General features: G+C 19.0%; 26 protein-coding genes and 2 tRNA genes. 22 read left to right on the top strand and 6 right to left on the bottom strand.

The features are described 5' to 3' along the window. Positions 1 to 2: 2 nt before the first annotated feature. A complete protein-coding gene (locus GJT93_RS00900) occupies positions 3 to 977 on the top strand; it encodes a tRNA-modifying protein YgfZ (protein ID WP_168821744.1) in 975 nt (324 codons plus the stop codon). A gap of 139 nt (positions 978 to 1,116) precedes the next feature. Continuing rightward, on the top strand, positions 1,117 to 2,352 hold the full coding sequence (locus GJT93_RS00895; RefSeq protein ID WP_168821743.1) for an OmpA family protein: 1,236 nt from the start codon (positions 1,117 to 1,119) through the stop codon (positions 2,350 to 2,352). Between the two features lie 93 nt (positions 2,353 to 2,445). On the opposite strand, the gene GJT93_RS00890 is transcribed toward GJT93_RS00895, so the two are convergent. Beyond that, positions 2,446 to 2,518 (bottom strand) — tRNA-Phe (locus GJT93_RS00890). Between the two features lie 232 nt (positions 2,519 to 2,750). Here GJT93_RS00890 and GJT93_RS00885 point away from each other — a divergent pair. Then, on the top strand, positions 2,751 to 3,041 hold the full coding sequence (locus tag GJT93_RS00885) for a co-chaperone GroES (RefSeq protein ID WP_168821742.1): 291 nt from the start codon (positions 2,751 to 2,753) through the stop codon (positions 3,039 to 3,041). 74 nt (positions 3,042 to 3,115) lie between these two features. Next, complete coding sequence (groL, locus tag GJT93_RS00880; protein ID WP_168821741.1) at positions 3,116 to 4,762, top strand: chaperonin GroEL; 1,647 nt, start codon at positions 3,116 to 3,118, stop codon at positions 4,760 to 4,762. 112 nt (positions 4,763 to 4,874) lie between these two features. On the opposite strand, the gene GJT93_RS00875 is transcribed toward groL, so the two are convergent. Beyond that, positions 4,875 to 5,852, bottom strand: a complete 978-nt coding sequence (locus tag GJT93_RS00875; RefSeq protein WP_168821740.1) for a KamA family radical SAM protein — start codon at positions 5,850 to 5,852, stop codon at positions 4,875 to 4,877. A gap of 66 nt (positions 5,853 to 5,918) precedes the next feature. On the opposite strand from GJT93_RS00875, the gene efp reads away from it, so the two are divergent. After that, on the top strand, positions 5,919 to 6,488 hold the full coding sequence (efp, locus tag GJT93_RS00870) for an elongation factor P (RefSeq protein WP_168821739.1): 570 nt from the start codon (positions 5,919 to 5,921) through the stop codon (positions 6,486 to 6,488). Positions 6,489 to 6,499: 11 nt separating this feature from the next. Continuing rightward, positions 6,500 to 7,477: an elongation factor P--(R)-beta-lysine ligase gene (gene epmA / locus GJT93_RS00865; RefSeq protein WP_168821738.1), complete on the top strand. Its 978-nt coding sequence runs from the start codon at positions 6,500 to 6,502 to the stop codon at positions 7,475 to 7,477. 19 nt (positions 7,478 to 7,496) lie between these two features. Here the strand turns inward: epmA and asd are convergent, their stop codons facing one another. Continuing rightward, positions 7,497 to 8,369 (bottom strand): archaetidylserine decarboxylase, encoded by an 873-nt coding sequence (asd, locus tag GJT93_RS00860; RefSeq protein WP_168821737.1) that lies wholly within the window; start codon positions 8,367 to 8,369, stop codon positions 7,497 to 7,499. Between the two features lie 92 nt (positions 8,370 to 8,461). On the opposite strand from asd, the gene orn reads away from it, so the two are divergent. The 11 genes from orn (at position 8,462) to acpS (ending at position 19,568) form a co-directional block, all read left to right on the top strand. Then, positions 8,462 to 9,004: an oligoribonuclease gene (gene orn / locus GJT93_RS00855; protein WP_168821736.1), complete on the top strand. Its 543-nt coding sequence runs from the start codon at positions 8,462 to 8,464 to the stop codon at positions 9,002 to 9,004. A gap of 81 nt (positions 9,005 to 9,085) precedes the next feature. Continuing rightward, a tRNA-Gly gene (locus GJT93_RS00850) sits at positions 9,086 to 9,158 on the top strand. A 61-nt stretch (positions 9,159 to 9,219) separates the two neighbouring features. Then, a complete protein-coding gene (mutL, locus tag GJT93_RS00845) occupies positions 9,220 to 10,899 on the top strand; it encodes a DNA mismatch repair endonuclease MutL (RefSeq protein WP_168821735.1) in 1,680 nt (559 codons plus the stop codon). Positions 10,900 to 10,907: 8 nt separating this feature from the next. Next, a complete protein-coding gene (miaA, locus tag GJT93_RS00840; RefSeq protein WP_168821734.1) occupies positions 10,908 to 11,858 on the top strand; it encodes a tRNA (adenosine(37)-N6)-dimethylallyltransferase MiaA in 951 nt (316 codons plus the stop codon). A 70-nt stretch (positions 11,859 to 11,928) separates the two neighbouring features. Beyond that, the gene (rlmB, locus tag GJT93_RS00835; RefSeq protein ID WP_168821733.1) at positions 11,929 to 12,672 is read left to right on the top strand and encodes a 23S rRNA (guanosine(2251)-2'-O)-methyltransferase RlmB; all 744 of its coding nucleotides are present in this window, start codon (positions 11,929 to 11,931) and stop codon (positions 12,670 to 12,672) included. A 122-nt stretch (positions 12,673 to 12,794) separates the two neighbouring features. Next, a complete protein-coding gene (locus GJT93_RS00830) occupies positions 12,795 to 14,840 on the top strand; it encodes a M3 family metallopeptidase (RefSeq protein WP_168821732.1) in 2,046 nt (681 codons plus the stop codon). A 44-nt stretch (positions 14,841 to 14,884) separates the two neighbouring features. Then, entirely contained in the window at positions 14,885 to 16,675 is a 1,791-nt protein-coding gene (gene lepA, locus GJT93_RS00825) for a translation elongation factor 4 (protein WP_168821731.1), read from the top strand. A 93-nt stretch (positions 16,676 to 16,768) separates the two neighbouring features. After that, positions 16,769 to 17,569, top strand: a complete 801-nt coding sequence (lepB, locus tag GJT93_RS00820) for a signal peptidase I (RefSeq protein WP_168821730.1) — start codon at positions 16,769 to 16,771, stop codon at positions 17,567 to 17,569. 45 nt (positions 17,570 to 17,614) lie between these two features. Further along, entirely contained in the window at positions 17,615 to 18,301 is a 687-nt protein-coding gene (gene rnc, locus GJT93_RS00815) for a ribonuclease III (RefSeq protein WP_168821979.1), read from the top strand. 31 nt (positions 18,302 to 18,332) lie between these two features. Further along, entirely contained in the window at positions 18,333 to 19,151 is an 819-nt protein-coding gene (era, locus tag GJT93_RS00810) for a GTPase Era (protein WP_168821729.1), read from the top strand. Positions 19,152 to 19,181: 30 nt separating this feature from the next. Further along, a complete protein-coding gene (gene acpS, locus GJT93_RS00805) occupies positions 19,182 to 19,568 on the top strand; it encodes a holo-ACP synthase (protein ID WP_168821728.1) in 387 nt (128 codons plus the stop codon). A gap of 83 nt (positions 19,569 to 19,651) precedes the next feature. Here acpS and GJT93_RS02280 read toward each other — a convergent pair whose 3' ends face one another. Next, the gene (locus GJT93_RS02280) at positions 19,652 to 19,729 is read right to left on the bottom strand and encodes a hypothetical protein (RefSeq protein WP_246212475.1); all 78 of its coding nucleotides are present in this window, start codon (positions 19,727 to 19,729) and stop codon (positions 19,652 to 19,654) included. Between GJT93_RS02280 and GJT93_RS02275 the strand changes: the two genes are divergently transcribed. The 5 genes from GJT93_RS02275 to GJT93_RS00780 all read left to right on the top strand — a co-directional run bounded on the left by GJT93_RS02275 (position 19,728) and on the right by GJT93_RS00780 (position 22,999). Then, positions 19,728 to 19,958 carry a hypothetical protein gene (locus GJT93_RS02275; RefSeq protein ID WP_246212464.1) on the top strand — a complete coding sequence of 77 codons (231 nt, stop codon included), beginning with the start codon at positions 19,728 to 19,730 and terminating at the stop codon, positions 19,956 to 19,958. The genes GJT93_RS02280 and GJT93_RS02275 overlap by 2 nt on opposite strands. 167 nt (positions 19,959 to 20,125) lie before the next feature. Then, entirely contained in the window at positions 20,126 to 20,923 is a 798-nt protein-coding gene (rsmA, locus tag GJT93_RS00795) for a 16S rRNA (adenine(1518)-N(6)/adenine(1519)-N(6))-dimethyltransferase RsmA (protein ID WP_168821727.1), read from the top strand. Between the two features lie 4 nt (positions 20,924 to 20,927). After that, positions 20,928 to 21,308 (top strand): Co2+/Mg2+ efflux protein ApaG, encoded by a 381-nt coding sequence (gene apaG, locus GJT93_RS00790; protein WP_168821726.1) that lies wholly within the window; start codon positions 20,928 to 20,930, stop codon positions 21,306 to 21,308. 24 nt (positions 21,309 to 21,332) lie between these two features. Continuing rightward, the gene (locus GJT93_RS00785; RefSeq protein ID WP_168821725.1) at positions 21,333 to 22,169 is read left to right on the top strand and encodes a symmetrical bis(5'-nucleosyl)-tetraphosphatase; all 837 of its coding nucleotides are present in this window, start codon (positions 21,333 to 21,335) and stop codon (positions 22,167 to 22,169) included. Positions 22,170 to 22,396: 227 nt separating this feature from the next. Further along, on the top strand, positions 22,397 to 22,999 hold the full coding sequence (locus GJT93_RS00780; protein ID WP_168821724.1) for a peroxiredoxin: 603 nt from the start codon (positions 22,397 to 22,399) through the stop codon (positions 22,997 to 22,999). On the opposite strand, the gene aroC is transcribed toward GJT93_RS00780, so the two are convergent. Both aroC and prmB read right to left on the bottom strand, forming a co-directional pair. Next, on the bottom strand, positions 22,994 to 24,073 hold the full coding sequence (gene aroC / locus GJT93_RS00775; RefSeq protein ID WP_168821723.1) for a chorismate synthase: 1,080 nt from the start codon (positions 24,071 to 24,073) through the stop codon (positions 22,994 to 22,996). The genes GJT93_RS00780 and aroC overlap by 6 nt on opposite strands. 29 nt (positions 24,074 to 24,102) lie before the next feature. After that, positions 24,103 to 25,014: a 50S ribosomal protein L3 N(5)-glutamine methyltransferase gene (gene prmB, locus GJT93_RS00770; RefSeq protein ID WP_168821722.1), complete on the bottom strand. Its 912-nt coding sequence runs from the start codon at positions 25,012 to 25,014 to the stop codon at positions 24,103 to 24,105. Between the last annotated feature and the right edge of the window lie 4 nt (positions 25,015 to 25,018).

Here is a 25,018-nt window from a genome sequence, read left to right as displayed (position 1 = left end):
AAATGAATACTAAAAAAAATATAAATTTATTAAATTATGTTGAATTAAATAATTTACAAATTTTAACAATAAAAGGTTCTGATAGTAAAATTTTTTTACAAAATCAATTAACTATTAATATAAATAAATTAGATAATAGTATGCATTTTTTTAATGCTTTTCATTGTAATTCACAAGGTAAAGTTTTAACAAATATGCACATATTTAAAATATGTGAAAATAATTATCAATGTATTATTAGAAAAAATATATTACAAAAATATTTAGAAAATATAAAAAAATATTTACTTTTATATAAAGTAAAAATTTCTTTAAATAAAGAAAGAAAAATTTTTGGAATTTTAAATATTCAAAAAGATCAAATAATATACAAAAATTTTAAAAACAAAAATATTTCTTTAAAAAAGAGAACAGTTTATTTTTTCCAAAAAAATATTTTTTTAAAATTTAAATACATGAAAAAATATAATTTTCTTATTTTATCTAAAGAAAATATTTTTTTTATTTTAAAAAATTTTTTTATATTTGAAAACCTTTATTTAAAAAATAGTATTTATTGGGATAAATTTTATATGAAAATTGGTTATCATATTATAGATATGAATTCGCATTGTAATTTATTTTTTCCTCAACAATTTTGTATTAATAAAATACATGCTATTGATTTTCATAAAGGATGTTATTTAGGACAAGAAATTATTAATAGTTTAATATTTAAAAAAAAAATAAATCAAAAATTATTTTTATTAGAAGTTCAATCAAATATGATTCTATCATATAATAATTTATTAGAATTTAAAGATAATGAAAGTAAAAAATGGAGAATTATAAGGAGCCAAATTATTTTAAAAATATTAAATATTAAATCAAATTTATTTTGGATACAGGTTTTATTAAAAAATAATTTTATTAAAAAAAATTTGATAAGATTTCAAAAATATAAGGAAAATAACATTTATATTAATAAAATATTTTAAACAAAATTAATTCTAAATTTTATATGAGGTTATATCATTTTAAATAAAAAAATAAATATTTAAAAAAATTATTAATGTATTTATATAATTAAAAATACAAATTAAAATTTTATTTTATAAAAAAGGTTTATATAAAAAAATGAAAAAAATAATTATTATTTTTACAATAATTATGATGAGTATTCATAATATTGCTAATGCTAAATCTAACTTTAAAAATTATTGGTATTTTGGTTCTACATTTGGATTATCACAATATAATAATATAAAATTGTTAGGAAAAGACATTGATGATAAAGAATATACTTTTTTTAATAAACTAGGAAATGGACTTTTTTTAGGATATCAAACTAATAAATTTCTCAGTTTAGAATTAGGGTTAGATTGGTTAGGAATAATTAAAAAAAATATTGATAATAATATTAAAAATTTTTTTGAAGTAAAAGGAATACAATTAACAACTAATATTAGATATCCTGTATTTACAAATTTATATTTATATACTCGTTTAGGAGGATTTTTTGCTCAATCTTACTATAATCAATCTAGTAATAGTAACAAATATTATAATTTAGATAATTTGTATTATAATGTTTCTCCTTTGTTTTCTTTTGGAGGAGAATATCAAATTAAAGATAATTTATCTTCTAGAATTGAATATCGAATAATAAAAAATATCGGTAGTTTAAATAATGATAATTTAGGACAAAAAACAAATAATTTTATGTTTAGTATTAGTATTATATATAAATTTATTGATAAACATCATATACCATTAATAAAAAAGTTAATTAATAGATCAAAAAACTATTATTATAACAATTATGGTAATAAAAATGTTATATTTAAAAAAAAAATTTTTTTTAAATCCAAAAATATTTTATTAAATAAAAAAGATAAAATTTTTTTAAATAAATTATATAAATCAAAAATACATAATTCATTAAATGATATTAATACCAAAATAATAATTTTAGGACATTCAGATTTTCTTGAAACAAATAATAAAAATAATTTTTTGTCTCAAAAAAGAGCAGAAATAATTGCTAATTATTTATTATCTCTTAATAGTAATCTATCAACAAAAATAGTTTTTGTTAAAGGATTGGAAAATAATTTATCTATTAATAAAAAATGTGAAAAAATTCATAATCATAAACTTCTTAAAAAATGTTTGGTTATAGATCGTTATGTTGAAATTAAAATTTTAAAAATATATAAACCGATTAAAAAATTTTTTTTTGAAAAAAAAAAATTAATATATATTAAAAATACGAATAATAATTTCTATAAAATTTATAATTATCAAAAAATCCGTTATTTTTATAAAAATTTTATTATTCGACAAAATCTTATTCTTAATAAGAAAAAGTAAATTTTTGTTAATTAATAAAAATGCAGAAAGTAAAAAACTTTCTGCATTTTTATTTTAATTTAATAAATTTTTTATTTTGTAATTTTATAATATTGCCCGAAGGCGGAATTGAACCACCGACACGGGGATTTTCAGTCCACTGCTCTACCAACTGAGCTATTCGGGCAAAAACAAACGATTACATTATGACAAAAATTATAATTAAACGTCAATATTTTTATTTAATTTTTAATATATTTTTCATATTTTAGTATAATAAAATTATTATAAAAAAGAATTTTTTAATAACAAGACTTGAAACATAGATTATATGTCCTTATCTTTTAGTGCACATTATTAAAAATATATTAATAGATTTTAAGTTATAAAATTATACTTCTTAAAGGGGAGTTATTAAAATGAATATTCGTCCATTACATGATAAAGTTATAGTAAAAAGAAAAGAAGTTGAATGTAAATCTACAGGTGGGATTGTATTAACTGGCTCTGCTGCTGGAAAATCTACTCGTGGGGAAGTATTAGCTGTAGGTAAAGGACGTATACTTGATAATGGTGTAGTTAAACCATTAGATGTTAAAAAAGGTGATACAATTATATTTAATGATAGTTATGGTGTTAAAACAGAAAAAATTGATGATGAAGAAATTCTTATAATGTCTGAAAGTGATATTTTAGCTATCGTAAAATAAAAATATATTATTAAATATAAATTAAATTTTTATAAAGTATAATAAAATATAAATAAATTTAAGGAATATTAAAAATGGCAGCTAAAGATGTAAAATTTGGTAATGATGCACGTGTTAAGATGTTAAAAGGTGTTAATGTTCTTGCTGATGCAGTAAAAATTACTCTTGGACCTAAAGGTAGAAATGTTGTTTTAGATAAATCATTTGGTGCACCAGCTATAACAAAAGATGGGGTAACTGTAGCTAGAGAAATAGAATTAGAAGATAAATTTGAAAACATGGGAGCACAAATGGTTAAGGAAGTTGCTTCTAAAGCTAATGATGTAGCAGGTGATGGAACAACAACTGCAAGTGTTTTAGCACAAGCAATAGTAAGTGAAGGTTTAAAAGCTGTTGCAGCAGGAATGAATCCTATGGATTTAAAAAGAGGTATAGATAAAGCTGTTATAGCTGCTGTAGAAGAATTAAAATCTATTTCTGTACCATGTTCTGATTCAAAATCCATAGCTCAAGTAGGTACTATTTCTGCAAATGCCGATGAAACTGTTGGTGATTTAATAGCTCAAGCTATGGAAAGAGTGGGTAAGGAAGGAGTCATAACTGTTGAAGAAGGTACAGGTTTACAAGATGAATTAGATGTTGTTGAAGGTATGCAATTTGATAGAGGTTATTTATCACCATATTTTATTAATAAATCAGAATCTGGTACCGTAGAACTTGATAATCCTTATATACTTTTAGTAGATAAAAAACTTTCAAATATTAGAGAAATGTTACCAGTACTTGAAATGGTTGCAAAAGCAAGTAAATCATTATTAATTATAGCCGAAGATGTTGACGGTGAAGCATTAGCAACATTAGTTGTTAATACTATGCGTGGTGTTGTAAAAGTTGCAGCTGTAAAAGCACCAGGTTTTGGTGATCGTCGTAAAGCTATGTTACAAGATATAGCAATCCTTACAGGTGGTAATGTTATTTCAGAAGAAATTGGTTTAGAATTAGAAAAAACAACATTAGAAGATTTAGGACAAGCAAAACGTATTGTTATAAATAAAGATACAACAACTATTATAGATGGTCTTGGTAAAGAACATGATATTTCAGCACGTGTTCATCAAATTAGACAACAAATAGATGAATCATCTTCTGATTATGATCGTGAAAAACTTCAAGAAAGAGTAGCTAAATTAGCAGGAGGAGTTGCTGTATTAAAAGTTGGTGCTGCTACTGAAGTTGAAATGAAAGAAAAAAAAGCTCGAGTAGAAGATGCTTTACATGCTACTAGAGCTGCTGTAGAAGAAGGTGTAGTAGCAGGAGGAGGAGTAGCATTAGTACGAGTAGCAGCTAAATTAATAAGTTTAACAGGTCAAAATGAAGATCAAAATATGGGAATAAAAGTAGCTTTAAGAGCTATGGAAGCTCCTTTACGTCAAATAGTTTCTAATGCAGGAGAAGAACCTTCTGTAGTAGCAAATAATGTTAAAGATGGTCATGGTAATTATGGTTATAATGCTGCTAATGAAGAATATGGAGATATGATTAAATTTGGAATTTTAGATCCTACTAAAGTTACACGTTCAGCATTACAATATTCTGCATCTGTTGCTGGACTTATGATTACTACAGAATGTATGGTAACAGATTTACCAAAAAATGATAAATCTGATATATCTAACACTCCCCCAGCTGGTATGAATGGAGGAATGGGTGGAATGATGTAATATTATTTTACTCTACAAGAGTAAATTTTTTTATTTAAATAAAAGATTTTTAGTTGTTACTATTATGAAGCTGTGCATTTATTTTATGCACAGTTTTTTTGAAAAAAAAAATTTATACAATAATTTTTTTATATTTACTTCCATAAATATCTTTAGTTAATTTAGGAATTAAAAAACCTGATAAAGATAACGATATTTTTTTTATAATTTTTTTAGCTTTTTTTTCTGAAACATTAAAATGTTTACTTCCTTCTACTTTATCAAGTAAATGTATGTAATATGGTAATATTCCAATATTAAATAAATTATGACTTAATTTAATTAAACTATTTTCATTATTATTAATATTTTTTAGTAAAACACTTTGATTAAGTAAAGTAATACCTAATTTCTTTAAAAGAAAAATTTTATGAGATAATTTTTCACTAATTTCATTAGAATGATTAATATGAGTAACTATTACAATTTTAAATTTACATTTACTAAAAATTTTAAGTAAATTTACAGTAATTCTTTCTGGAATAATACATACTATTCTAGTATGTATTCTTAATATTTTAATGTGTGTAAAATTTTTTATATCATTAATGAATAAATTTAATTTATAATCATTTAATACAAGTGGATCTCCTCCAGAAAAAATAATTTCATTAATTTGTTTATTATCTCGAATATAATTCATTATTTTGTACCAATTACATAATTTAATTGAATTAATTTGTTTAGTATTTTTACGAAAACAATATCTACAATGGACTGCACAAATGCCTGTTATAAGAATTAATATTCTATTTTTATATCTATGTAACATACCATTTATAATAAATTTTTCATTTAATGGATTAATATTATATTTTTTATTAATAATTAATTCATTTTTGTGTGCAATAAACTGTAGTAATATTGGGTCTTTATAATTATTCTTTTCTATTTTTCTTGTAAAAATAACAGGTATTTTAATATTAAATTTAATGTTTTTTTTATTCTGTAAAAAATTTTTTCTATCTTTTTTTTTTATTTTTGTAATTTCAAGAAGATCAATATTATTATCAATAGTATTTGATAATTGTTGTAACCAAAATTCTTTCATAAAAATATTTTATTTATATAAATATATAATATTATAAATTAATAATATTTTAAAAAAAGAAAAAAAATGATAAATTATTCTAGTAATAACTTTAAAATTGGTATGAAATTTATATTTAATAATCAACCTTATATTATAGAAAATAACGAATTTGTAAAACCAGGTAAAGGACAAGCTTTTGTTAGAATTAAAATGCGTAATTTAATTACAGAAAAATTAATTGATAAAACTTTTAAATCAACTGATAATTTAAATACTGCTGATATTTTAGAAAAAACATTAAAGTATCTATATAATGAAAAAAATAATTTTTATTATTTTATGTATACAGAAAATTTTGAACAAGTTATCATTAATGATAAAATAATTAAAAATAAAAAAAAGTGGTTAATTCCACAATTTAATTACAAAATTACATTTTGGAATACATTACCAATATTTTTAACATTACCTAAATTTATTAAATTAAAAGTAATTAATACAGATTCTTTATTAAAAAAAAATACAATAATTCATAATAATAAACACGCTATTATAAGTAATGGAGAAATTATAAAAGTTCCATCTTTTATTAAAAAGGGTGATATAATTAAAATTAATACTAGAACTAAAAAATATGTTTCTCGTTACAAATAATACATCATAAAATGAAAAAATTTAATTGGAAAACTAATACTAAAATAAATGATATTATTAAACGTTCTTTTATTATAAAAAAAATAAGAAAATTTTTTGATAAAAGAAATTTTATTGAAGTAGATACACCTACACTAACACAATTTGAAAATACTAGTCCTTATTTAAAACAATTTAATACTAATTTTATTAATTATGGAAAAATAAAAAAATTATTTTTAATTACCAGTCCAGAATATCACATGAAAAGAATTTTAGCATCAAATATTAATAAATCTATTTATCAAATATGTCATAGTTTTCGTAATGAAGAATTAGGTAAATATCATAATCCTGAATTTACTATGTTAGAATGGTATCATAAAGATTACAATCTATCACAATTAATGTTAGAAGTAAATAAATTTTTTATGACATTTGGTTTTAAAAAACCTAAAAAATATTCATATAAAAATATTTTTTTAAAATATCTTAAAATTAATCCTTTTAAAACAAAATATAAAAAAATTTTATCTTTAATAAAAGATATTGGTTTTATATATCAAAATTATAAAAACTTTAATTCTAAAATAATTGATGATTATGTACAAATATTATTTAATTTATATATTGTTCCTAAATTGGGTTATAAAAAACCAGTTATAATATATCATTTTCCAGCTACACAAAAAACTACAGAAACAATAAATAAAAAAACATATCTTGCAAATAGATTTGAAATTTTTTTTAAAGGAGTAGAATTAGGTAATGGATTTCATGAATTAAATAATTTTATAGAACAAAAAAAAAGATTTCATCAAGATAATAATAACAGAAAATTAATGGGTTTATCTTCTAAAAAAATAGATTATCTTTTTTTAAAAGCAATAAAATATGGTAATATACCTGATTGTTCAGGAATGGCTATAGGTTTAGATAGATTTATTATGTTTTTATTAAAAAAAAAATCTATTCATAAATCTTTAAATTTTTCTATTAATAAATCTTAATGATAAGAAATTTTATATTTTAAAATGATGCTAATAATTCTCCAACTTTTACAGTTTTACCTATTTTTAAAATAGGATTAAATTTTATTATTTTAGGGGGGAATAATGTAATAACAGTAGATCCTATACTAAAATAACCTATTTCTTCTCCTTTTTTTAAAAAAACAGAATCTTTTTTATAAAAATTATTAATATATGGCCAATTCCAAATAATAATTTTATTTTTTCTAGGAGGTATAATCGGGCCGTACCATGAAGAATAAATACTACCAACTATTTGAGCACCAATTAATATTTTAATCATTAAGCCAAATTGTGTTTTAAATAAAAATACAACTCTTTCATTTAAAGTAAATAAATTACATAAATTATGTGAAATTATATTATTAACTGGAAATAATGTTCCAGGAATATATACTATTTTTAATAATATTCCAGTATAAGACATATGTATTCTATGATAATTTTTAGGAGATAAATATACATTAATAAATTTTCCATTATCGAAAATATTATTTAGATTATAATCTTGTCCTATAAGATTATATAAAGAAAACTTGCAACCTTTAAATTGAAAAATTTTATTTTTTTTTATATTACCAATTCCATTAATTATACCATCTGAATTATGAATAATATGATTTTTATTATTATCAATAGGTCTATTAGACATATTTAATTTTCTAATAAAAAATTTATGAAAAGTTTTATAGTAAAAAATATTAGGATATTTTGTTTCTTTCATATTTATTTTATAAATTTTAATAAAAATAAATATTAAGAAAGTAGTTATAATATTTAACTTTTTTTTAGATAAATATCCGCAAATTTTTGTAAAAAAAAATTTAGGTAAAAAACGTTGTATATATAATAAATATATTTTTTTTTTCATTTTATAAAGAAATCTTTTAATATAAAAATTTTATATTTTAAATATATAAAATTTTACTTTTAATTAAAAGTAATTAATTAAGGATTTTATTAATGAAGATAAATAGTAATTTAATATGGTTAGATTTAGAAATGACAGGTCTTAATCCTTATAAAGATCATATAATTGAAATTGCTATTGTTATTACTAATTCTAATTTAGAAATTGTTAATAATGGTTTTAGTATTCCCATATATCAACCTGATAATATTTTAAAATTAATGAATATTTGGAATAAAAATATTCATGAAAAAACTGGATTAATTAAAAGAATAAAAAATAGTAAATTTAATATAAAAAAAGCACAAATGTATATTTTAAATTTTTTAAAATTATTAGTTAAACCTAATAAATCACCACTATGTGGTAATAGTGTTTATAAAGATAGAATTTTTTTATTTAATTATATGCCTAATTTAGAAAAATATTTTCATTATAGAAATATTGATGTTAGTTCAATAAAAGAACTTGCTAAAATATGGTATCCTAATCTTTATAAAAAAATTCAAAAAAAAAATACACATAATGCATTACATGATATTAATGAATCTATAAATGAATTAAAATTTTATAAAAAATATTTATTTAATAAATAATAATATTAAAAATATATTGACAAATAAAATATAAATTTAATATGATAAATTATATTTTGTTATATATATTGTTTAATTTTAGCGGGAATAGCTCAGTTGGTAGAGTACAACCTTGCCATGGTTGGGGTCGCGAGTTCGAATCTCGTTTCCCGCTCAATAATATAATTATTATATATTATATTAATATTTATAAAATATTCTTTTTAAGAATAAAAATGTTTATTAAAATTTTACCAAAAAATGTAATTAAAAAAATAGCTGCAGGTGAAATAATAGATAGGCCGGCAACTATTATTAAAGAATTAATTGAAAATAGTATTGATGCAAAAGCATCACAAATAAATTTATATATAGAAAAGGGAGGTAAATTTATTCATATAAACGATAATGGTATAGGTATGAATAAAAAAAATTTAGTTTTATGTATAAAAAAATATGCTACAAGTAAAATTTTTAATTTAAATGATTTTAATTTTTTAAATAGTTTTGGTTTTAGAGGAGAAGCTTTAACTAGTATAAAATCTATATCTAGGATGACTATTATATCTAAAACATCAAAACAAAGATTTGCATGGAAATTATATACAGAAGGTTTTAATGAAAAAATAATTACTTTAAATCCTATTTCTCATCCTACTGGTACTACTGTTATTATATCTGATATTTTTTATAACTTACCTTCTAGAAGATTATGTTTATTAGATGATAAAATAGAATTAATTTATATTAAAAATATTATTCAAAAAATTATTTTAATGAAAATAGGTATAGGAATAAAATTTCAATATAATAATAAAATTATTTATAATTTTAAAAAAGTAACGGATAATTTTTCTTATATTAATCGAATTAAAATTATTTGTGGTGATTATTTTGTAAAAAATTCATTAGAAATTAATGAAAACAATCAAAAATTAAAATTATATGGAAGAATAATTATTTTGAATAAAAAAAATATATCATATAATATTTTTAAATATTTTTATGTAAATAACCGTATTATTAAAAATAATTTTTTATATCGTACTATTAAAGAAATAATTTATAATAAATTTAATCATTGTATTTTTTCTTTTTTATTATATTTAGAAATAAAATCTAATCAAATTGATGTAAATATACACCCTAAAAAAAATGATGTTCATTTCTATAATATAGAATTAATATATAATTTTATTAATACTTGTATTAATAAAGTTTTATATAAAAAGAATTATCAAATAACCAAAAAAAATCCAAAAGTTCTGATTTTAGAACAAAATAACATAAAAAATCATCTTAATATTTCTAGAATAGAAAATACTTTAATAAATAATTTTCAAAAAAACAACATTTATTATTTAGATAATAAACCTAAATTTTGTTTTAAAAATTTTGGTAAACTTCTTACAATCATAAAAAATAATTATATTATTATAAAAAAAAATCATGATTTATATTATATTAAAATTAAAAAAATATTTTCTTTCTTTTTAAAAGAAAAATTTCAATTACTTTTACAAAGTAAAAATATAATTAATAGTTTTAAACTAAACATTAAAATAAATGTGACAGAAAAAGAATATTTTTATTTATATAAAATAAAAATATTCTTTTTACAATTAGGTTTTAATTATTTATTAAATAATAAAAATACAATAAATATTGTATGTATACCTATTTTCTTATCACATTTTAACATAAAACAAATATTTTTAAATATATTAAAAAATATATTATGTATAAAAATTATATCTATAAAAAAAATTATAAAATTATTGGTTAATTGTATTAATGATATAGATATTATATGGAATAATTATAAAATTATAGATTTATTAATGGAAATAGAATTATTAAATTTAAATAATAATAATATTAAAATAGAAAAATTATTTTATTTAATAAAAATATAATAAATAATATGAATATTAAACATAATAAATTACCCTTAGCTATTTTTTTAATGGGTACAACAGCTTCAAAAAAAACTTACTTAGCTTCTCGTTTAGCTAAAGTATTACCTATAGAATTAATTAGTGTAGATTCTTCATTAATTTATAAAAAATTAAATATCGGAACAGATAAACCTAAAAAAACTGATTTTTTTTATACAAAACATTGGTTAATTAATATTAAAGAACCTTACCAAACATATTCTGTAGCTGAATTTTATAACGATGTTTTAAATATTATGAAAAATATTACTGAAAGAGGAAAGATACCTTTTTTAGTTGGAGGGAGTATGTTTTATTATAAAATTTTAATTCATACAATATCTCCTTTATTACCTCCACCAAATATTGATATACGTAATATTATTAAAAATAAAATAAAAAATAAATACTTTTTATCATATCATGATATGTTAAAAAAAATAGATATTCTATCTGCAAATAGAATTCATTGTAATGATATACAAAGAATTATTAGAGCTTTAGAAATTTTTTTTTTAACAGGTAAAACTTTAAGTCAATTACAAGAAACTCCTAGAAATAAAATTCCCTATCAGATATATCAATTTGGTTTAACCTATTATGATCGTCAGATTTTATATCATGAAATAAAAAATCGAATTTTAAAAATGCTAGAATTAGGTTTTGAAAAAGAAGTATATTATTTAATAAAAAATAAATTTTTAAAACTTAATTTTCCTGCAATACGTTGTATCGGATATAAACAAATGTTTTTTTATATTTTAAATAAAATAACTTATGAAGAAATGGTAAACAAAACTACTATTTTAACTAGACATTTAGCCAAAAAACAACTAACTTGGTTACGTTATTGGAAAAATATATATTTATTTGATAGTAATTATATTAATAAAGCATATGATTTTATTATAAAATTTATATTTAAAAAAATTAAATAATTTTTTTATGTTTTTAAAAAATATACTTTATAATAAGTAAAATTAATTTTTATAAGTATATTTAAATATAATGGAAAATATTATTTTTGGTATATATCCTATAATTCATATATTTAAAAAAAATCCTGTCATTTTAAAAAAAATTTTTATTTTAAAAAATAAAAAAAAATCCGATAGAATAAAAGAATTATTTTTATATATAAAAAAATATAATGTATATGTATATTACGTAAATAAAAAATGGCTGGATCAAAAAACAAATAATAGTGTACATCAAGGATGTATGGCTATAATCAATAAATTAAAACATTTCAAAGAAAAAGATATAAAAAATATGATTAATTTTTCTAAAAAAAATCTAATTCTAATATTAGATCGTATTACAGATCCTCATAATTTAGGAGCTTGTATTAGAACTGCTGTTGCTTTTAATGTTAATATGATTATTTTACCAAAAAAAAATTCTGTTAAAATAAATGCTACAGTAAAGAAAGTTTCTTGTGGTACATCAGATATTATTCCTATAATTTTTGTAACTAATTTAGTTAATATTATTAAATTTTTAAAATCTCTTAATGTTTATATTATTGGTACTGATAATAAATTAATAAATAATACAATTTATAATTGTAAATTACAATATCCAATATGTTTAATTATGGGATCAGAAAATAAGGGAATTAAATCTATTATAAAAAATAATTGTGATATATTAATTTCTATACCCATGTTTAATAATTTAAATTCTTTAAATGTTTCTGTTGCTACTGGTATTTTTCTGTTTGAAATAAATAGACAAAATAGTAATTTTTAATTCTAAAATTAATATATGAGCATTATATATTTTATAACAAATAGAATTTTTTTTAAAAAAAGTTATCATATATTTTATATATATCTTATATTATATATTTTTATATAAATTGGAAATTTTTTATGAATAAGAATCCTCTTTTATCTAATTATTTATTACCTCCATTTAATAAAATTACTTATGATTGTATGATTCCTGCAATTAAATTTACAATTAATAATATTAAAAAAACAATAAATAACATACTAAAATATAATAACAATAATTATAATTGGGAAAATTTTTGTCAAAAAATTCTAGAATTAGAAGAAAATTTATATCGTATTTTTGCTCCTATTAGTCATTTAAATTACGTAAATAATCATAAAAATACTAGAAAAAATTATGAAATAATTATAAAAATGATAAATAATTATAATTTATGGTTTAAACAAAATTTAATTTTATATAAAGCATATATTTATGTCCAAAAAAACCAAAATAATTTAAAATTAAATTTACTACAAATTAAATCTGTAAAAAATATTATACGTGATTTTAAATTATCAGGAATTTTATTAAAAAAAGAACAAAAAATTTTATATTTACAAAATATAGAAAAATTATTAGAATTACAAAATAATTTCAATAATAATGTTTTTGATAGTACCAAAAGATTTAAAAAATATATTTTAGATAAAAAAAAATTGGATGGTATTCCAAATTATATAATAAAATATATGAAAAATAATGCGTTATTAGAAAATAAAAAAGGATATCTAATAAGTTTAGATTATCCTATTTATTTATCAATAATAATGTTTTGTAAAAATCAAAATTTAAGAAAAGAAATATATTATAAATATAATATAAGAGCATCATCATTAGATGATGAATCATCATTTAATAATGAATTAATTGTACAAAAAGAATTATATTTACGTTTAAAATTATCTAATTTATTAGGATATAAATCTTATTCTGAACAATCTTTAATAAATAAATCAGCTAAAAAAGTAGATAAAGTTTTATCTTTTTTATATACATTACTTAAATTATCTAAAGAACAAGCATTAGAAGAAGCTTCAAATTTAAAAAATTTTATTAAAAAAAAATATAATATTATAGATATTAATCCATGGGATGTATCATATTTTTCAGAAAAATATAAATTTTATTTATACGGAATAAATGATAATACTATTCGTAAATATTTTCCTATTAATGTTGTATTAAAAGGTATGTTTAAAATTATTAATATTATATATGGTTTATCATTTAAATTAGAAAAAGTTCCAGTTTGGCATAAAAGTGTAATGTTTTTTAATGTTTTTAATAATAAAAAATTATATGGAAGTATATATTTTGATTTATATTTTCGTAAAGAAAAACGTAGTGGTGCATGGATGGATATATGTCAATCTAGAATTTTAAAATCTAATGGAAAATTACAATATCCTATAGCATTTGTTAACTGTAATTTTACCCCCCTATCTTTAGATAAAAGTAATTTTCTTTTAAATCATAATGATGTATTAACACTATTTCATGAATTTGGTCATGCTTTACATCACATTACTTCTTGTATTAATATACCGAACTTATCTGGTATAAATGGTTTGCCATTAGACATTGTAGAATGTCCTAGTCAATTTATGGAATATTGGTGTTGGGAAAAAAAATCTTTAAAATTAATATCTCAACATTATAAAAAATTAATAGAAATGCCAAGAGATATAATGGATCAATTAATTAAATCTAAAAAATATAATTCTGCATTATCACTTATGAGACAAATAGAATTAAGTTTATTTGATATAAGAATTCATAATGAATTTTCTTTAAATAATAATAATCAAATATTAAATTTAATTAAAGAGATAAGAAAGCATATTGTTACAATTTCTCCTATTCCTATTTGGAATAAATATATAAATATTTTTAATCATATATTTGGAGGAGAATATGCTGCGGGTTATTATAGTTATTTATGGTCAGAACAATTAGCAGCAGCTTTTTTTTATCATTTTAAAAAAAATGGATTATTTAATAAAAAAATAGGTAAAAATTTTTTAGAAAACTTTTTATCTTTAGGTAGTTCTATAGATCCTATAATTTCATTTAAAAAATTTAGTGGTAGAAAATTAAATTGTAATATATTACTTAAACAAAGAGGCATTAAAATATAAATAAAAATTTATTTTTATAAAATAGGTTATAAAATAATTATATTATGAAAAATATACGAAATTTTTCAATTATTGCTCATATTGATCATGGTAAATCAACATTTGCAGATAGATTAATAGAAATTTGTGGAGGACTCTCTAGTAGAGAAATGACATCACAAGTTTTAGATAGTATGATTTTAGAAAGAGAAAGAGGAATTACTATAAAAGCCCAGAGTGTTTCTTTAAAATATAAATCAATAAATAATAATATTTATAAATTAAATTTTATTGATACTCCTGGACATGTAGATTTTTCTTATGAAGTTTCTAGATCTTTATCAGCATGCGAAGGTGCTTTATTATTAATAGATGCTTCTCAAGGTATAGAAGCTCAAACAGTATCAAATTGTAATACAGCAATAACGATGGGATTGAAAGTATTACCCGTTATTAATAAAATAGATTTATTTAATATTAATATAGAAAAAATTAAACATGATATACAAGAAATTACTGGTATTAATTCTAAAAATTTTCTTCAATGTTCAGCAAAAACAGGATTAGGTGTAAAAAAAATTATAGAAAATATAGTTAAATATATACCCTATCCTACAGGAAGTATTAAAAAAAAATTACAAGCACTTATTATAGATTCTTGGTTTGATAATTATTTAGGAGTTATAGCATTAGTATGTGTAAAAAATGGACAAATAATAAAAGGTATGAGAATTATTATTTTAAATACAAAAAAAAAATATTATATAGAAAAAATAGGTATTTTCACACCTAAAAAAAAAAATTTAGATAAATTAAAATGTGGTGATGTTGGTTGGATTGTATTAGGAATAAAAAATATTACCGAAATACCAGTAGGTGCAACAATTACATCATATATAAAACCATCTAATAAAATACTAATTGGATTTAAAAAAAGTATACCTAAAGTTTTTGCAGGTTTATTTCCAGTAGTTTCAGATGAATATACTTTATTTAATAAAGCACTAAAAAAATTAAGTTTAAATGATTCTTCTTTATTTTTAGAACCAGAAAATTCAGAAGTTTTAGGATATGGATATAGATGTGGTTTTTTAGGTTTACTACATATGGAAATTGTACAACAGAGATTATTAAATGAATATAATATTAATATTATTACAACTATGCCTACTGTAAAATATGAAATAAAAACTAAAGATAATAAAATTTTATATATAGATAATCCATCAAAATTTCCAAATTTTAATTTTATTAAAGAAATAAGAGAACCTATTTTAAAATGTAAAATTTTTTCTCCTATAAAATATATAGGTAAAATAATTAAATTATGTATTAGTAAAAATGGAATACAAAAAAATATTATATATCATAAAAATAATGTTATTTTAATATATGAAATACCAATGATTGGCATTATTATAAATTTTTTTGATAAATTAAAATCTATTACAAAAGGTTATGGTTCATTAGATTATAATTTTTTAAAATTTAAGACAGCTGACTTAGTTTGTATAACTATATTAATTAATAAAAAATGTATTGATGCTTTAACAACAATTACTTATAAAAGTAAAATATATTCTTATAGTCGTATTTTAATAGAAAAACTTAAAATTTTAATTCCTAGACAACAATTTAATATTACAATACAAGCTGCTATAGGTAAAAAAATTATTTCTAGTACAAATATAAAACAATTAAGAAAAAATGTTATTGCAAAATGTTATGGAGGAGATGTTAGTAGAAAAAAAAAATTAATTCAAAAACAAAAAGAAGGTAAAAAACGTATGAAAAATATTGGTAATATTAAATTACCATCTTCTATTTTTTTAGATATGTTAAAAATAACAAAATAATTTTTAATAAAATATTTAAAATAAATTAAATGTTTTATAGAAAAAAATATATTTTTTATAAAAAATATAATATTTATAATCAAATAATAATTTATGAAAAAAATACAATTTTTGATAAATCAAATAGTTTCTTTTATTCCTACTATATTATTAATTTTAACTATTCGTTTATTTATATTTGAATCTTTTTATATACCTTCTGAATCTATGATTCCTACATTAAATATAGGTGATTTTATCATAGTAAATAAATTTATTTATGGTATTAAAAATCCTTTTAATAATAAACTTTTTATAAAATATAAATCACCTCATAGAGGTGATATAGTTGTTTTTAAATATCCAAAGAATACTAAAATAAAGTATATTAAAAGAATTATTGGATTACCAGGAGATATAATTTTTTATAATATTAAAAATAAACAAATTGTACTATATAAAAAAAATTTTTTTAAAAAAAACATTTTTACATATAAAAAATTAAAAAAAAGTAAATATTTTTTAATATCTAAAAATATCAATCAAAAAAAATATTTATTTTTTAAAAAAAAATATATAAAATTTTATGATTTAAAAAATATAAGATATTTACAATATACAGAGTATATAAATAAATTATCACATATAATTTTATTTATACCTGAAGTAAATAATGAAATAAATGAAAAAATATATCAACAAAAATATATGCCTTTATATACTTGGATTATACCCCCAAAATATTATTTTGTTATGGGTGATAATCGTGATAATAGTTTTGATAGTAGATATTGGGGTTTTGTTCATGAAAAATATTTATTAGGAAAAGCTATTGTTATTTGGTTAAATATTAAAAAAACAAAATATTTATTTTTTTATAAAATAAAATTTAATCGAATATGTAAAATAAATTAATTTTTAAAAAAAATTTTATCTAATTTGCAATAAAAATACAATTAAATAAATTTTATCATGATTAATAAATTACAAAAAAAATTAGGTTATATTTTTAATCATCAAGATTTATTATATCAAGCTTTAACACATAGAAGTGCAAGTAGTAAGCATAATGAAAGATTAGAATTTTTAGGTGATTCTATATTAAGCTATATAATAGCTAAAGCATTATATAATAAATTTCCTGATGTAAATGAAGGTAATATGAGTCGAATGCGTGCTTCTTTAGTAAAAGGAAATACTTTAGCGAGTATTGCAAGAGAATTTAAATTAGGAGAATATTTATTTTTAGGACCGGGAGAATATAAAAATGGAGGATATAATAGAGATTCTATTTTAGCTGATACAATGGAAGCATTAATAGGTAGTATATGTTTAGATAGTAATATTAAAGTTGTAGAAAAAATTATTTTATTTTGGTACAAATTTAGATTAGAAACAATTTTACCTGGTAATAATCAAAAAGATCCTAAAACAAGATTACAAGAATATTTACAAAGATCACATCTTCCATTACCATATTATTTTATTGTACAAATAAATGGAGAAGTACATAATCAAAAATTTACAATACAATGTAAAATTAGTGGAATATCTACGATTATTACAGGTATTGGATCAAGTAGAAGAAAAGCAGAACAATCAGCTGCTGAAAAAGCATTAAAAAAACTTGGATTAGAAAAAAAATAATTTTATTAATTTTTTAAAAAAGGTTATTTATGTGAAAATTACATCATCATATTATGGAAATATTTTAATATTAGGAAGAACTAATGTAGGTAAATCGACTTTATTAAATCTTTTAATAAATAAAAAGATATCTATTATTTCTCATAAAAAAAATACAACAAATAATAATATTATAGGAGTATATAATAATGATATTTATCAAATATCATTTATAGATACTCCAGGAAATATTTTTTATAAAAATAAAATTTTTAATTTATTTAAAAATTATGAATATAATTATATATTATTTATTTTAGACAAAAATAGATGGAATTATATAGAAGAAAATTTTACAAAAATTTTTTCAAAAATTAATATACCAATAATATTAATTATTAATAAAGTTGATCAAATAAAAAATAAAAATATATTATTATCATATATTAATTTTATTCAAAAGAAAATAAAAATTTTTCACTTATTTATCATTTCAGCTAAATATAAATTATATACAAATGATATTTGTTCTTTTATATGTAAACATTTACCTAAACAAAAACATTTTTATTCTTCAAGTTATATTACAAATCAAACAGATAAAACTATTATTAAAGAAATAATAAGAGAAAATATTATGAAATTTCTTCATAAAGAAATACCATATAATATCAAAATTAAAGTAGTTTTCCCAAAAAATTTATTAAATAAATTATATATTTTTTTATTAGTAAATAAAATAAATTATAAAAAAATAATAATAGGTAAAAATTCTAAAAATATTAAATTAATTAAAAAAAGATCTGAACAAAATATAGAAAAATTTTTTCATAAAAAAATAATATTAAATATATGGATAAAAATAAAATAATTAATTAATAAAATTATCACAATTAAAATTATGAATATCTTTGGTATTGGAATTGATATAATTGAAATTAAAAGAATACAAAAAGTTTTTATGTATTTTGGTAATTATTTTGCTTATAAAATATTAACAAAAAATGAATTATTTATATATAAAAAAAGTAAAAATAAAATTAAAATATTATCAAAATATTTTACAGCTAAGGAAGCAACAGTAAAAGCTTTAGGTACTGGATTTACAAATGGTATTTGTTTTAATCAAATAGAAATATTAAATTTTAAAAATAATAAACCAAAAATAATTTTATATAAACACGCATTAAATTTTTTGAAAAATATGAATTTTAAATATAAAATTCATATTTCATTTTCTGATGAAAAAAAATATGCATGTACAATAGTAATTATTGAAAAAAAATAAAATTAAATTATTTATTTAAAAATTTTTTTAGTATAATTATATACTTTATGTATATTTTAAATATTAATTTTTGCTTGTTCTAACTATTTTAATGAATATTTTTTAGATATTAATTTATCTGGATGATATTTACTAACTAATTTATAATAAGCTCTTTTTATGGTTAAAAAATTGGTATTATTATCTAATCTTAGTATTTTATATGTTTTTTTAAAATTTAATTCGTTATTATCTTTATTTATTTTTTTTGAAATAATTATTGTAATAATTATTTTTTTTATTATAAAAATTTTTGTTTGTTTTATAGCAAAAAAAATTTTTGTTAATTCATCTATAATATTAGATTATATGCAGAATTTATATTCTATATATATAGAATATAAATATTAAATATAATAATAATTTTTTGATAAAATTTTTTATTTTAAAAAATTGAGTAAAATATATGAATCGTATATATTAAATATAAATTAATAATTATAGTTAATATTTTAATTTATTATATTAAATAAAGAAATAATATTTAATTGAAAAAAAATTATAGAATAATATATAAAATGAATAAATTTTTTAAAAAAAAATATGGACAACATATTTTAGTAAATAAAAAAACTATTAATAAAATTATATCTTTAATACATCCTAAATATCATCATATTATGATGGAAATAGGTCCAGGTTTAGGTGCATTAACTATACCTATGACTAAATATAATAAAAACATTTCTATTATTGAAATAGATAAAAATTTTGTTAATATTTTAAAAAAAAAACAAATTTTAATTAATTCTAATATTAATATTATACTAAATAATATACTAAATTTTAATTTTCTTAACTTAGTAAAAAAATATAAAAGAAGAATACGAATCTTTGGTAGTTTACCTTATAATATTTCTATAAGAATACTTTTTTATTTATTTAATTATTTAAATAATATTAAAGATATGCATTTTATAATGCAAAAAGAAATTATAAATCGTTTAACTGCTTGTCCTGGAAGTAAAAATTATGGATGTTTAAGTATAATAGTACAATTATTTTGTAAAACAAAAACTTTATTAGAAATAAAACCCAATGATTTTTATCCTAAACCGAAAATTTTTTCTAGTATGATTTATATGAGACCTTATAATAATAATCCTCATAATATAAATAATATTTATTTTTTAAATAAAATTATTAAACAAGCATTTAGTATGAGAAGAAAAATTCTACGTAATAGTTTGGTAAATTTTTTTTCTATAGAAGAACTAAATAATTTAGGTATTGATTATAAGATTCGTGCTGAAGATGTTTCAATAACAGAATATTGTCAATTAGCTCATTGGTTAAAAATAAATAAAAGGTTATAAACTTATGAAATCATTATTATCTCAAGTTTATATAAAAGTACACAGTATGTATATAGAATCTCAATCTATGCCTACAATTAATCGTTATGTTTTTGCTTATACAATTACTATACATAATGTAGGGAAAAAAATTTTACAATTAATTAGTCGTTATTGGACCATTACTAATGGTAATGGTAAAAAAACCCAAATATATGGAGAAGGAGTTATTGGTAAAAAACCATATATTAAACCAGGTAAGAATTTTCATTATACTAGTGGTACTATTTTAGAAACACCTATTGGTATAATACAAGGTCACTATATAATGATTGATGAAAATAATTGTGTTTATCATGTAGATATTCCTATTTTTAGATTAGCAATAAAAACTTATATACATTAATATAACTAAGAATCTATAAAAATTATGACTACTTATTTTATTGGAGATATTCATGGTTATTATAATGAATTTATTTCTTTACTAAAGAAAATTCATTTTAATAATAAAAATGATCAATTATGGATTACAGGAGATCTTATATCAAGAGGTCCGGATTCTAAAAAAGTTTTATTTTATTTATATTCTATTAGAAAATCTATAAAATTAGTATTAGGAAATCACGATTTATATTTAATATCATTATCTTTAGGTTTTATTAATAAAAATATTAATGATCCAATAATTTTAAAATTATTAAAAGATATTAAAATCCAATTTATTATAAATTCTTGGTTAAAATATCAACCTTTAATACAATACGATAAAAATAAAAAAATTCTAATGTCACATGCTGGTATTACTCCTCAATGGACAAATATTAAAACTATATTATCTGCTTCTAAAGAAGCACAGAATATTATTTCTGGAAAAAAAAATAAATTTTTTTTTGATTATATAGATAATGAAAAATATCAAATAAATGATTGGAAAAAAAATACATTAATTGGTTTTCAACGTTTTAGTTTCATTATTAATGCATTTACAAAAATGAGGTATTGTTATCCTAATGGAACATTAGAAATGTTAACTAAAAAAGCTCCTAATGATATTAATTCAATTATATTAAAACCATGGTTTAATTTTTCTAATATTTTATATAAAAAATATACAATATTTTTTGGTCATTGGTCAGATTTACAAGGTGTAAAATACACTCCTAAAAATATTATATGTTTAGATACTGGATGTTGTTGGGGTAATAAATTAACTATTTTTACATGGGAAACTAAAAAAATTTATAGTATTACTTGTAAAATATAAAATATTTAATAATATTAATTTTTAAAAATATAATTTTAGTATTTTTATATTTTATATAATATTTTTTTTATATTTTTTGTTTTATATAGAAATTAAAAATTTTTATATATAAAATAAAAAATATAAATTAAAAATTATTATTCTATACAATTATTTTATTTATTAAATAAAATAATAATTAAAGACTATATAAATAATTTATAAAACAATAACATTTTGAGGTAAATATGATTTTAGTAACTAAAAAAGCTCCAGATTTTGATGCACCTGCAGTTTCAAAAAATGGATCTATTATTGATAATTTTAATTTTTATAATTATGTAGATAATAAAATTACTGTATTATTTTTTTGGCCTTTAGATTTTACATTTGTTTGTCCTACAGAAATTATATCATTAAATAAAAATTTAAATGATTTTAATAAAAGAAATGTAAAGATTTTAGGTATATCATGTGATTCACAATTTGTTCATTACGCATGGCGTAATACTCCCATTAAAAATGGAGGAATAGGAAATATTAATTTTATAATGATTTCTGACATTAAAAAAAATATTCAAAAATCCTACGGTATTGAACATCCTGAATTAGGAATAGCATTAAGAGCTTTATTTTTAATAGACAAAAAAAAAATAGTAAGACATCAATTAATAAATGATTTACCATTTGGAAGAAATATAACAGAAATAATTCGTATGATTGATGCTTTAAATCATTATGAAAAATATGGTAACGTATGTCCAGCTCAATGGAAAAAAGGTAAAAAAAGCATTATTCCAAATAATGCTGGAATTACTGATTATTTATCTCATCACATAGATGAATTATAATAATTTATGTATAATATCAAAACATTGTGCACGATAACGTAATAAATGATCCATTAAAATTATTGCTACCATTGCTTCTCCTATTGGAATAGCTCTAATTCCTACACAAGGATCATGTCGTCCTTGTGTAATACAATTTGTTTCTTTCCCTAAAGAATTAATAGTTTTACATGGTATAGAAATACTTGAAGTAGGTTTTACAACAAAATTAATAATAATATCTTGTCCTGTACTTATACCTCCTAAAATACCTCCAGAATTATTACTTTTAAATCCTTCCATACTTATTTCATCTCTATAATGACTACCTAATTTATTTATACAATTAAATCCATCACCTATTTCAATCCCTTTAACTGCATTAATACTCATTAATGCATAAGCTAATTCAGCATCTAATTTATCAAATACTGGTTCTCCTAAACCCTTTGGTATATTATTTACAATAATAGTAATTTTAGCTCCTATAGAATCACCGTGTTTTTTTAAATAATTAATTTTATTTTTTAATAATGGAATTTGATTTTTATTTGGACAAAAAAAAGGATTATTATTAGTTTCTTCCCAATTATCAAAATCACAAATAATATCTCCCATTTGAGATAAATAACCTCTAATTTTAGTATTATATTTTATATTTAAATATTTTTTAGCTATTGCTCCTGCTGCTACACGCATTGTTGTTTCTCTAGCTGAAGAACGACCACCACCTCTATAATCACGAATACCGTATTTTTTTTCATAAGTATAATCTGCATGACCTGGACGAAAAATATTTTTAATATTTTTATAATCCTGAGATCTAATATCAATATTATTTATTAATAAACCAATACTTGTACCTGTTGTAAAACCATTAAATATACCAGATAAAATTTCTATTTTATCTAATTCTCTACGTGGAGAAGTATATTTTGATGTACCTGGCTTACGTCTATCTAAATCTTTTTGTATATCTTCTAATGTTAATGGAATTTTAGGTGGTACTCCATCAACTATACATCCTAACGATTTACCATGTGATTCACCAAAAGTTGTAATTTTAAATAATTTACCAATACTATTACCTGACATAAAAGTTTCCCCCTATAAAATTTTTTATTTTATTTATTTTCTATTTTAAATATATTTCCCCCCCCATTTTTTATATTTAACCATTGAAAATATATATTAGGATATTTTTCTATAATATTAACCATTTTATCTCCTACTTCACAAATTAAAATACCATTCTTTCTTAAGAAAGAAGAGTACATAGATATTATTTTTTCAATAATTTCTATACCATTATTTTTAGAAACTAGTCCTATTATAGGTTCATATAAGTATTCTTTTGGCAAAGAACTTATATCTTTTTTATCTATATATGGAGGATTACTAATAATTAGGTCATAAGTATATTTAGGTAATTTTTCAAATAAATTACTACATATAGGAGTAACACGATTTTCTAATCCATGTAATTGAATATTATATTCAACTACATTAATAGCATCTAAAGATATATCTACAGCATCTATATGAGAATTAGGAAATAAATAAGCACATGCAATAGCAATACAACCACTACCAGTACATAAATCTAATATATATTTAGGATTATAATTAGTAGGAATAATAGATTTAAATTTATTATTAATAAGTTCAGAAATGGGAGATCTAGGTATTAAAACTCTATTATCAATATATAATTCATATCCACAAAACCAAATTTTATGTGTTAGATAAACTACAGGAATTCTTTCTTTTATTCGTTTAATAACTAATTCAAAAATAATTTTACGTTCTTTAATAGATAATTTAGAGTTATAAACCATACTCCACATATATGGAGGTAATCCTAATATAGGTAAAACTAAATTTACAGCCTCATCCCAAGGATTATCACTACCATGTCCATACCATAAATCTGATTTACTAAAACAAGTTGTTATCCAGCGTACTACATCTTGTATAGATAAAAGTTCATTTATTATAATTTCTTTTTTTAAAATTTGATTTAATTTTATTATCATATAT

Source organism: Enterobacteriaceae endosymbiont of Donacia provostii (genome assembly GCF_012570145.1).
Classification (GTDB): Bacteria; Pseudomonadota; Gammaproteobacteria; order Enterobacterales; family Enterobacteriaceae.
This window is presented reverse-complemented; position numbering and strand designations above follow the sequence as displayed.

Excerpts from the sequence above, each read along its gene's own strand:
- GJT93_RS00900 (WP_168821744.1), top strand. The coding sequence starts at position 3 with ATGAATACTAAAAAAAATATAAATTTATTAAATTATGTTGAATTAAAT.
- GJT93_RS00895 (WP_168821743.1), top strand. The coding sequence starts at position 1,117 with ATGAAAAAAATAATTATTATTTTTACAATAATTATGATGAGTATTCAT.
- GJT93_RS00885 (WP_168821742.1), top strand. The coding sequence starts at position 2,751 with ATGAATATTCGTCCATTACATGATAAAGTTATAGTAAAAAGAAAAGAA.
- groL (WP_168821741.1), top strand. The coding sequence starts at position 3,116 with ATGGCAGCTAAAGATGTAAAATTTGGTAATGATGCACGTGTTAAGATG.
- GJT93_RS00875 (WP_168821740.1), bottom strand. The coding sequence starts at position 5,852 with ATGAAAGAATTTTGGTTACAACAATTATCAAATACTATTGATAATAAT.
- efp (WP_168821739.1), top strand. The coding sequence starts at position 5,919 with ATGATAAATTATTCTAGTAATAACTTTAAAATTGGTATGAAATTTATA.
- epmA (WP_168821738.1), top strand. The coding sequence starts at position 6,500 with ATGAAAAAATTTAATTGGAAAACTAATACTAAAATAAATGATATTATT.
- asd (WP_168821737.1), bottom strand. The coding sequence starts at position 8,369 with ATGAAAAAAAAAATATATTTATTATATATACAACGTTTTTTACCTAAA.
- orn (WP_168821736.1), top strand. The coding sequence starts at position 8,462 with ATGAAGATAAATAGTAATTTAATATGGTTAGATTTAGAAATGACAGGT.
- mutL (WP_168821735.1), top strand. The coding sequence starts at position 9,220 with ATGTTTATTAAAATTTTACCAAAAAATGTAATTAAAAAAATAGCTGCA.
- miaA (WP_168821734.1), top strand. The coding sequence starts at position 10,908 with ATGAATATTAAACATAATAAATTACCCTTAGCTATTTTTTTAATGGGT.
- rlmB (WP_168821733.1), top strand. The coding sequence starts at position 11,929 with ATGGAAAATATTATTTTTGGTATATATCCTATAATTCATATATTTAAA.
- GJT93_RS00830 (WP_168821732.1), top strand. The coding sequence starts at position 12,795 with ATGAATAAGAATCCTCTTTTATCTAATTATTTATTACCTCCATTTAAT.
- lepA (WP_168821731.1), top strand. The coding sequence starts at position 14,885 with ATGAAAAATATACGAAATTTTTCAATTATTGCTCATATTGATCATGGT.
- lepB (WP_168821730.1), top strand. The coding sequence starts at position 16,769 with ATGAAAAAAATACAATTTTTGATAAATCAAATAGTTTCTTTTATTCCT.
- acpS (WP_168821728.1), top strand. The coding sequence starts at position 19,182 with ATGAATATCTTTGGTATTGGAATTGATATAATTGAAATTAAAAGAATA.
- GJT93_RS02275 (WP_246212464.1), top strand. The coding sequence starts at position 19,728 with ATGGTTAAAAAATTGGTATTATTATCTAATCTTAGTATTTTATATGTT.
- rsmA (WP_168821727.1), top strand. The coding sequence starts at position 20,126 with ATGAATAAATTTTTTAAAAAAAAATATGGACAACATATTTTAGTAAAT.
- apaG (WP_168821726.1), top strand. The coding sequence starts at position 20,928 with ATGAAATCATTATTATCTCAAGTTTATATAAAAGTACACAGTATGTAT.
- GJT93_RS00785 (WP_168821725.1), top strand. The coding sequence starts at position 21,333 with ATGACTACTTATTTTATTGGAGATATTCATGGTTATTATAATGAATTT.
- GJT93_RS00780 (WP_168821724.1), top strand. The coding sequence starts at position 22,397 with ATGATTTTAGTAACTAAAAAAGCTCCAGATTTTGATGCACCTGCAGTT.
- aroC (WP_168821723.1), bottom strand. The coding sequence starts at position 24,073 with ATGTCAGGTAATAGTATTGGTAAATTATTTAAAATTACAACTTTTGGT.
- prmB (WP_168821722.1), bottom strand. The coding sequence starts at position 25,014 with ATGATAATAAAATTAAATCAAATTTTAAAAAAAGAAATTATAATAAAT.